Origin of the sequence: Cyclobacterium salsum (assembly GCF_010119245.1) — a bacterium.
GTDB classification, from domain to species: domain Bacteria; phylum Bacteroidota; class Bacteroidia; order Cytophagales; family Cyclobacteriaceae; genus Cyclobacterium; species Cyclobacterium salsum.
In genome coordinates this window covers 449803-459629 of sequence record NZ_WNKG01000004.1, presented here as the reverse complement: position 1 = coordinate 459629, position 9827 = coordinate 449803, and the positions used below count along the sequence as shown (strand labels likewise).

Here is a 9827-nt window from a genome sequence, read left to right as displayed (position 1 = left end):
GTACTGGTGCGCCGCGGCGCACGGGAGAGTAGAGCCTGTCCCGACTCGTCGGGATCGCCGCCTCATTTATTCAAAAGCCCTTTGGTTTATTCCACAAGGGCTTTTTTTATGCCCAAAGCTGCAGAAATGTTCACCACAGATTACTCGGATCCGCACAGATAAGGCTCAGGGAGAGGCTAATATGTTCTTATATCCCTTATATGGTTCTTTTTTTTTAACCATATAAGGAATATAAGGGCATTGAAGGGGTCAGGAAAATTCTTATATGCTCTTAAATGCCTTATATGGTTCCTTGTTTATTGCTGAAGAAAGTGTGCACCACAGATACCACAGATCCGCACAGATAGTTTAAGGATCAGGGAGCGCCTAGTATCTTCTTAAGTACCTTATATGGATTTCTTTTTTTAACCATATAAGGAATATAAGGGCATTGAAGGGGTCAGGAAAATTCTTATATGCTCTTAAATGCCTTATATGGTTCCTTGTTTATTGCTGAAGAAAGTGTGCACCACAGATACCACAGATCCGCACAGATAGTTTAAGGATCAGGGAGCGCCTAGTATCTTCTTAAGTACCTTTTATGGATTTCTTTTTTTAACCATATAAGGTCATTGAAGGGGGGTAGGGAAAATCTTATATGCTCTTAAATGCCTGATATGGTTCTTTTTTTATTGCTGAAGAAAGTGTGCACCACAGATTCGAGCAGATTCGCACAGATATTTTAAGGATCAAAAAAACTTATAGTTTCTTATATAACTTATATGGTTCCTCATTTATTTCCGAAAAAAGTGTGCACCACAGATAACACCGATCCGCACAGATAGTTTAAGGATCAGGGAGCGCCTAATATGTTCTTATATAACTTATATGGTTCCTTTTTTTACCAAATAAGTAGAAGGATCCGGGAGCATACCTTATGCATTTTTCGGGTTGAATAAGGTTGGAATTAAAAATCCCGTGATCACTGACATAAAAAAAGCCCCCAGTTTGGGAGCTTTTCCTATGGGTTTCAACATTTAGATTAACCAACCGTAATCTGCTTAACCTCTTTTTTGATTTCTTTTTTTGGAATGGTTACCAACAGAATGCCATCCTTGTACTGCGCATTGATGTTATCAATGTCCGCTTTCTCTTCGGGTAGGAAAAAGGATCTTTGGAAAGATTCATAGTGAAATTCCCTTCGGGTTACCTGATCCTTTTCTTGCTGCTCTTCGGTTTTCCTTTCGGAAGCAATTACCAGGTGCTCATTTTCATAAGAGATGTTGAAATCTTCTTTTTTCAACCCGGGCACAGCCAGTTCCAGCAGGTAATTTTTATCGTTCTCTTTGATATTTACTGCCGGTACGCTGGTTTTAAAACGGCTGACTGGTGCACCCAGATCAAAGGCCGAAGGCATGTCAAATAGCCTGTCAAACAAGTTATCAAAGGCAGGTACTTGTGATTTTTTTCCGTTGTTTGCTGCTTTCATCAGTGTCATGGCGTTATGGATTTTGGTTTTCAGATTCGTTTTTATTCATTCTTTTCAAAAGAAATGCCATTTCAAAAAATGAGGTAATACACTGAATAATAGGACAATAAGACAGTTTTTATAAGTTTAAATCCGTCAAAATGTCAAAAAATAATCCTTAAATGCCAAAATGTCTTTTCCTGCCTTATTCATAAAAAAGGCCCGGAAGCCAAAGGCTCACAGCCGGAATATAGGTCACCAATATCAGCACCAGCAAACTCACCAAGAGGAAGGGCAATCCGGCACGAGCAATTTTCTCCAAGGATACTCCTCCTATGCTGGAGGCTACAAACAAACAAACACCCACAGGTGGCGTGGTAAGGCCGATAACCAAATTTACAACCATGATAATGGCAAATTGAACGGGATCTACCCCAACCTGAACCGCTACGCCTAACAAGACCGGAAACAATATCAGCAGCGCAGCGATGGTTTCCATAAAAGCCCCAACGAAAAGTAACAACAAATTTATCAATAATAGCAATACCCACTTGTTTTCCGTGAGTTGGAGCAGCGTGGTGGCAATCTGTTGGGGTAACTCTTCCACCGTCATGATCCAGGCAAAAAGGTTGGCAAAGCCCACCAGCACCATTAAGGAAGCGGTTGTTTTGGCCGATTGCAATAAAATTTTAGGTATGCGTCTGAACGTTAAATCCTTATATACCCAAAGTCCAATGCCCATTGCGTAGATTACCGCCACGATGGATGCTTCTGTGGGCGTAAACACACCGCCGATAATGCCGAATAGGATTAGCAGCGTCATCATTATCGCCCAAAATGCCTGCATGAAACTTTTGAAAATGAACATCGGAGATTTCCGATCGCTTTTCGGATAGTTCTTTTTCACGGCTATAAAATAAGCGGTAAGTAAAAATCCTAATCCCAATAATAAACCAGGGACGATGCCGGCAATAAAGAGCTTTCCAACCGACATTCCGGTCAAGGTGGCCGCTATGATCATAGGAAGACTGGGGGGGATGATGGGGCCGATGGTCGAAGAAGAGGCAGTGATGGCGCAGGAAAAGGGTGCATCGTAGCCTTCCTTTTTCATCGCAGGAATCATTACCGAGCCAATACTTGCGGTGTCTGCTATCGCCGTTCCGGAAATCCCTCCAAATAGCATGGATGCCCCCACATTGGCTAAGCCCAGGCCGCCCCGAATATGGCCCAACAGGGCATTGCAGAAATGAATGATTCGCTGGGTAATGCCTCCGGCGTTCATCAGGTTGCCCGCCAGGATAAAACCCGGAATGGACAAAAGGACAAACACATCAATGCCGGCATACATTTTTTGTGGGATGACCATCAATGGGATATCGCTAAAAATCAGATAGGAAAATGCAGAAATGCCCAAGGCAAAGGCAATCGGGAAGCCCAGAATTAAAAGCACCAGAAAAACAACGAAAAGGAGGACGGTCATTTTAGCTTTTTTAGTAGTTCCAACAATGCATACAGACTGGTAAATAGTCCCATAATTGCCATGGCCGCATACATAAAAGCCATGTTGAGGTTCAGGGCAGGGGATTTCTGCAGGCTGACAATATCCATTAACGGCAGGCTAAAGATAAATTGGGTGCCCATAATGATCAGGATGAACAGTAATATTACGGCTTGCATGCGGGCTTTGGCCTTAGGGGAAAGCCTGTCCAGAAAGGTATTGACACTTACGTATCCCTGGTCCTTTATGGACAGGGCAGCACCTACGCTGACCAAGTAAATAAAGCTAAAACGTGCCAACTCCTCCGTCCAGTTGGGTGCCCAGGGTAAGGCATACCTGGCCACGACCTGAAGCAGTACCACGGCTATCATCACCATAAAACTCAGGCTTACAAAGTGGCCGAGTATTTTGTCCAGCAACGGGAAATTGGTTTTCATCATGGTACTTCCTGAATTCTTCTTAGCAAGTCAATTTGTTCTTCGTTAAAGGCCTGCATGACTGCCTTTGTAGCGGCTTCTCTAAAGGCATTTTTATCCACTTCTATAAATTCCATCCCCTGATCCAGTAGAAATTGGTAATCTTTTTTTTCCTGAACCAGAAACAATTCGTGTTCGTATTCCTGCATGATCCCCGCAGATACATCAATAACCTCCTGTAAATCCGGAGGCAACATTTCGTATTTTTTATTGCTCATGACCACGTAGGCCCAGCTCTTGACATGCTCGGTCAGCATGCAATACTTTTGCACCTCGTACAAGCCTGCGTCTTTGATCAGCGCAAAGGGGTTTTCCTGTCCATGAATGGTGGATTGTTGCAGGGCGGTGAATACCTCCGAAAAGGCCATAGGGGTAGGTTTGGCACCCAGGGCGCTCCAGGTGTCCACGTACAAGGATACCGCAGGTACCCGAAGAATCATTCCCTGCAATTCATCCGGATGGCGGATCGGCCGGTTGGCGGTAAGGTTCCTGGCTCCTCTTTCAAACCAGGCGATGGGGCGAAATCCCGCTACGTCCAGAATGTGTTGCTCGATTTCTTTACCCAAGGGTCCCCCGGCTACCTTCTTCAGATGTTCGGAATCCCGGATGGCGAAGGGCGTGGCACACAGGATGGATTTGGGAAGGCTCCAGCTTTGTAAGGACTCACCCGTAATCATGATATCGGCACTGCCTACCAGGAGACCTGTGAGTACGTCCATCTCTTTTCCCAACTGCTCGTTTGGGTAAACAATGACTTCTATCCGACCTTCGGATCGTTTTTTTACCTCTTCGGCAAATTTTAAACTGGCTTTATGCCAACCATGTTCCCGATTGGCCAGATGGCCAAAGCGCAGGGTATATTCAGGTTTTTTATTCCGGTCAGCCTGGCATCCTAGCAGGTGTAATAAAAAAACGAGTAGAAATACCTGAAAACAGCCTTTTGGGTTCATAGATACAGCCTTCAAACAAGTTAGTATGGGTTCATTCAATGGAAATTGGCTCCAAAGTACAAAAATTATTTTCCCAGGACATTTTATTTTTAAAATTTCGCCCCCACGACCACTGTTTTTTTGATGTGCTGGACTTGTCCGTTAGGGTGGATCAATTCCGCAGACAGAATGTAGTATCCTGCCGTCACTTTTTCCCCGCTTTCATTGCTGCCGTCCCAGGTATAAAATCCTTCTGCGCCCCAGATTTCATTTTGGCATACTACTTTTACCGGAATTCCCGTAGGAGCGAAAATGCGTAGCGTTGCCTGAAAACCGGGTGCGGGCATTTTATACGAGATGGTGGTGAACGGCTGTTCACCAGCAGCCATGGGAATAAAGACCTCGGGTGACAACTGAATGCCCAATCCAGCATTATCCTGCTCGTACACTTGGGAGTTTTTAGCCCCAGGGCTCGCATGGCCCACATGGGCTCCGGCAGAATGCCAATTCTCCGGTTCGTTGGTAGGAGCCGTGACGGAATACCTTTCGAGCGAAATTCCTTTGACATCCCGAAGAAATGCATGGTGAAAGTCCTCATCGTAATCCATTCGTTCCACCCAGTTTTCTTCCGGATCCAATAGAATTACTGTTCCAGAACGAATTGGATAGCTGGGCAAACTCATTTCCACAAATTTTTCCCGATTGCTGAGGGGATACTGTTCGGCCAGTTTTTGGCGGTCTGTGGTCAGCACCAGGTAATCAAATGGATCCAAAATCAAATCCTGGCCGGAAATTACTCGTCGGTTGCTGATTTCTTCATCCCTTGCATTGGCCAGCTTCCAGTTTTTAAGGTTGAGGTACTTCTCGGAATGATTGTAGATCTCCACAAATTTCGGAACACCTGTAGCCGGGTTAAATAGAATTTCATTTAGCAGCAAGTCTCCTTCCGATGCCCTGCCCGGAACCCTGACCAACAAACTATTGGCATCTGGCGACAGGGGATTTCCTGCACAATCCTGCCAATTTTCTACCTTTACCTCATAGACCTGATTTGCTTGCAGGGGTTCCTGAAGGAGCAGCACCCACTGAAATGAGTCCAGTGAATCTTTATACGAGGCTTTTATGATCCTTTCGGGGGACAAGTTAACGTTGCTGTTTTGGTTATGAATGGCTACCGGTTTCGAAAATCGTAGGATAATTCGGGATTCGTCTTCCAGCACCGCGGCAAGCAGACGAGGTGCCGTGCGGTCGGGAAAATCGTCGAATACTGAGTTTTGTCCTCCGGGAGTCCCCCTATTTTCACTGCTTGAAGGAGCATAGTTGGTAATGGATTCGCAGGGATAATAAGGGTTGATTACTTCCAGGCTGTAGCCATTGCTGCCTATTTCGCTTCCGAGCGGCATGGAAGGATCGAAGATTATCCGGTCTATCAGGGTTCCCCGGGAATTTGTTAGTGTCACCACGTCCCCGCCGTTCAGTAGCGTGGGCCAGGCCTTAAGCCCTAGTACCTTCCCAAACCGATCAAAGGACTCTGCGTAAGACGCGGGACAAAGAATGAGGTATTCACCCGGACCCAGGCCGGAACGCGGGAGCGTGATTTCACTGCGGCTGTTGGAAAGCTTCATACCGCCTAATTGGAAGGTCTTTTCGGTGGGGTTAAACAGTTCCAGGTATTCCACCTCCGGAAGTCCGCTGCCCGGCCGGGGTGCTGGCATCATTTCGTTAAGGATTAGCTCTCTGAATGCAGGGATTTCGGGTGGCTGATAGGTCAGGCTCATCGCGACAGGATGGATGGTGTTGCCATCCAAATCTTCCAGGCCTTCTATGAGCAAGCTAATTTCCTCTCCCAGCTCCCAGCCATTTTCGAAGGCAAGCAGGATCTCTTTTCCACTGTTTTCTAAGGTAATCCAATTAGGCGAATCCCCATTCACGGAATAGAATCCCGGCACCACCGCCAGAACCGGGTTTAGTTCCTTGTCAAAATGCAGCAGTAGATTATGCTCCGGCAATAGTTCCACTTCGAGTAATTCCGGAGCCAGCGGACTCCAGGAAAAAGGCCGTAAACTCCCGGGAAGTCTGCGACCATTCGCTCCCATTCGGGCCGGGACTTGTAGGGTCCAAAGAGAACCCAAAGGAAGCGGTTCATCGATAATTACCTGAATTTGCTGGGGCTTACTTTGATTGAGGAGGGCCTCCAAACCCCGATCATCCTCCAAAAAATGAAAATCTCCATCCCAGGGAGTATTTTTATCCAGCGGGATTTGTTGCCTGATGTGAAGCACTTGGGCAGTTTCCATCCAAAGGTCTAAAATGCCATCATCGAATAACATCGAGGCTTCCCTGGGAAGGCTGGCTTTTCCGTTTGCCCCCTTCACCGAAGCAATGGAAGCCTGTAGGGTATCTCCAACCATCAGGTTCTCCTGCAGAGAAAGACTGACTTGATAGCCGTTTTCCATCAGCCGAACTTCCTGCGGCGGCCACGTGCCGATTCGGTAATGATCGGGAAACAGCACCGATCCCGGATCCGGGAAATCAGTAAAGGTTACCTCTATAGTTTGATAATCCAGAATGTCCATTTTACTGATGGTAAACTGAGAATGGTCCAGTTTGTATGCATCATTCACGTTTATTTCTCCCGTCCGGGCTTGCACCATGGGAACTCGAATATCCAGGATATCGGAATTCAGTGGCTCCTGGGCATGAAGCGTTAAATTTAGCCCATTAGATGAAAGGGAAAATGCTTTCTCAAGCTTACCGTCAACCAGTACTGAATCGGGCGGATGGATGGCTTTGCTCCAAACCAATTGCAGCTCATACGGAGAAAGTAAATAGGCGGTGTCAATTTTAGGAGGAAGGGTATCCCAGCTAAAGGACCTGCTAATGGTTTGCGTCAGTTCTTCTCCGTATAGATCTTTTAGGTTTTTTATTTGAAGCCGGTAGGATTTTCCGGGAGTAAATTCGCTGGCAAACTCCAGCAGCACACGTGATGGTCCGGGTAAGCTTACCGATTCCGGAGATCCGACCCCTTCGGTCACTTCATACGATTGATGAATCCCTGCCCACTTAGGGTCCAGCGCTTTATTGAACTCCAGCAACAGACTTTTTGAGGAAGGGATGCGTAGCTCACTTAGTTGTATTTTCCGGGTATCCCAGCGGAAAGGCTGGCTAAAGGTGATCCGGCCCTTCCCCTCCTGATCTTCGATACCGGTAATTTCCAAAATCAAGTCCTGGTTTTGTGAAAATTCCCGGTCAAATACCAATAGAAATGCATTTTCTTCTTCTGCCACCGCCAATACCCGGGCAGGCTGCAAGAAGTCGGGTTGTAATTGATAGTTTTCCGGATGCATGGCTGATTCGGGATTTACTGAACCGGCGAATTGAACTTTCAGAATGGTGGGGGCGTAAAAGGCCAAGCTGTCCAGGTAATTTTCCCAGGTAAAGGTAATTTGTTCGGTAGAAAGAAAATTGCCATACCGATCCGAAATGTTGTCAACCCGAACAGTATAATCGTTTCCTATTTGTAACGAGGTATCGAGTTGCAAGCGAATTTCATTGGTTTCCCGCCTTTGAGCAGCCAGTACTTCTACGGGTCGATCTACTATTCGGTAATTTTCAAACCGGGAAGCAGCGAGGCTATCCAGCTCTTCATTAAATACCAGTAAGAGCTCCTTTTCGGAAATTCCCCATACGGATGTCAAGCGGGGAGGATCTGCATCAAATAAAAAGGAAACGGTTTCAGAGGACAGAGGCACCCCAAAGCAATCGACCAGGTCCCCGGGTTCCAATGCGTACCGATTCCCTGAAACCATGGGTTCCGGTAGCTGCAGCAACAGGACATTTTCTGAGTGTTCGATTACCGGCAAGGGCTCTCCGGCAAGCGTAAACGGCGGCGTTTGCCCAAGCTCCTGGGGTAATGCCTTGGAAAATGTAAGCTGAATCCGGTCGGCCGAAAGCGGGAATACTTCCAGCAATTCAAACGGCCGGCTATCCGGCTCCTCGCTGAAAACCGCATTTTCGTTTCCCGGTGTGCCGCCTGTCGCTGCGGTGGAAGCCCTCCAATTAAAGCGATCGCTGCAAGCCTGAAAGGGATTGATGCGTTCGATTGACCAGCCTCCCGTTGACTTTTCAGGATCGCGGTAAAAGGATTCGGAATATTCCAGGCTATCTACCAAATTGCCGAATCCGTCTCTTATCTCGATCTTGCCGGAATTATTGGGAAGGGTGCGGAAGGGATTGACGGTGGCCACCTGTCCATAGGCTTCCAGAGCCGGCTTTGTGGCAGGAGAGCAAAGGATCAGGTAAGAGAGTGGTTCGATTACCTGCGTTTCAATCAGCACCTCATTATAGGTAAAACCCCTAAGCCGTATGGGTTTGTCCAGCCGGTTAAATAGCTCAATGTACTCGGCCGTACTACTTGTCGGCAAAACCGGAGTCGCAGGGACCTTACCTTTTGGATTGGGATCGGGCATCAATTCATTGATGATCAGCGCACCGGCTGGAGTGGGGGTTTCAATGGAAAAGGCATATTCCCAATTTTCCAAAACCTGCCCTGTGGCTACCGCTTCAACCTGGTCGAATGCCAGCAAATAGTCATTGGTATACAACTGACCAGCGAATTCGAGGAGCATAACCGACGGTTCGGGAAAGGTTACGTTTTCGGGGTTTCCATATCCGTTGCTAAGGATAATGGCCTGATTATCCAAGTTCACCGCCTGGTTGAATTGGAGGGAAAGGGTGTTTTCTCCTATGATTTCCAGGCCGTTGACAGCGATTTCTTCCGTTTGTTGGTTGTCGTTTTGTACGGAAAACCCATCCAAATACACCCGCGCAGCCGTGCCGGAACCCGGTCCGTATGCTATCTCCATTAACACGGTTAGGGTTTCCAGGTTCCTGAATTTTTCCGGGATGGGAAGAGAATAGGCCGTGTAGGATCCGTCTTCGTTTGGAAAAGTCCCGGCATCTCCCAGCGCAATGCGTTCGCTGAATCCGTCTTCCGGATTTTCTGAAAAGGAGAAGTAGAGTAAGGCCGACCGGTTTCCGTTCCCATTTTTGCTGGTTCTGGCCTGAAAGGAAATTGTAGGGTTGGATACTCCAACAGTCGCTATTTTTATGTAAATTTGCGCACTGAAACTTGCTATAGGTTGAATGCCCAGGGCATGGGACTGGTTCAGTCCTTCACCTGTCGCCTGAAATACCCGGGAAGATCCGTCACTGATTTCGTTGGCAGACCATCCAGGCAAAAACTCATCCGGGTGGTTCACAATGACGAATTTTTCTTCAAAATCCTGTGTTTCCATAGGCTTTGAAGAGGGAATAAAGGCGAGGCCAAGGAGTAAAAAAGTAATGAAGTGTCCGATCAAAATGATGGCTTTCATAGATTGAATATAATAAACAGAATATACAACACGCGTAATTCAATGAAAAAAAGTTTTCCTGTGGATTCTTCAGGAAAGTAGAACCGGTCAAAATAATAGTCA

5 protein-coding genes are annotated in these 9827 nt (G+C 46.8%); all 5 read right to left on the bottom strand.

What is annotated here, in order from left to right:
- Positions 1 to 1021 precede the first annotated feature (1021 nt).
- On the bottom strand, positions 1022 to 1477 hold the full coding sequence (locus GJS45_RS09225; RefSeq protein ID WP_235954688.1) for an Hsp20/alpha crystallin family protein: 456 nt from the start codon (positions 1475 to 1477) through the stop codon (positions 1022 to 1024).
- 175 nt (positions 1478 to 1652) lie between these two features.
- Positions 1653 to 2927, bottom strand: coding sequence for a TRAP transporter large permease (locus GJS45_RS09220; protein WP_162341184.1), 1275 nt, complete (start codon positions 2925 to 2927; stop codon positions 1653 to 1655).
- Positions 2924 to 3385 carry a TRAP transporter small permease gene (locus GJS45_RS09215; RefSeq protein WP_162341183.1) on the bottom strand — a complete coding sequence of 154 codons (462 nt, stop codon included), beginning with the start codon at positions 3383 to 3385 and terminating at the stop codon, positions 2924 to 2926. Before GJS45_RS09215 ends, GJS45_RS09220 begins: the two co-directional genes overlap by 4 nt.
- Positions 3382 to 4371 (bottom strand): TRAP transporter substrate-binding protein, encoded by a 990-nt coding sequence (locus GJS45_RS09210; RefSeq protein ID WP_162341182.1) that lies wholly within the window; start codon positions 4369 to 4371, stop codon positions 3382 to 3384. Before GJS45_RS09210 ends, GJS45_RS09215 begins: the two co-directional genes overlap by 4 nt.
- An 89-nt stretch (positions 4372 to 4460) precedes the next feature.
- The gene (locus tag GJS45_RS09205; RefSeq protein WP_162341181.1) at positions 4461 to 9725 is read right to left on the bottom strand and encodes a lamin tail domain-containing protein; all 5265 of its coding nucleotides are present in this window, start codon (positions 9723 to 9725) and stop codon (positions 4461 to 4463) included.
- Positions 9726 to 9827 lie beyond the last annotated feature (102 nt).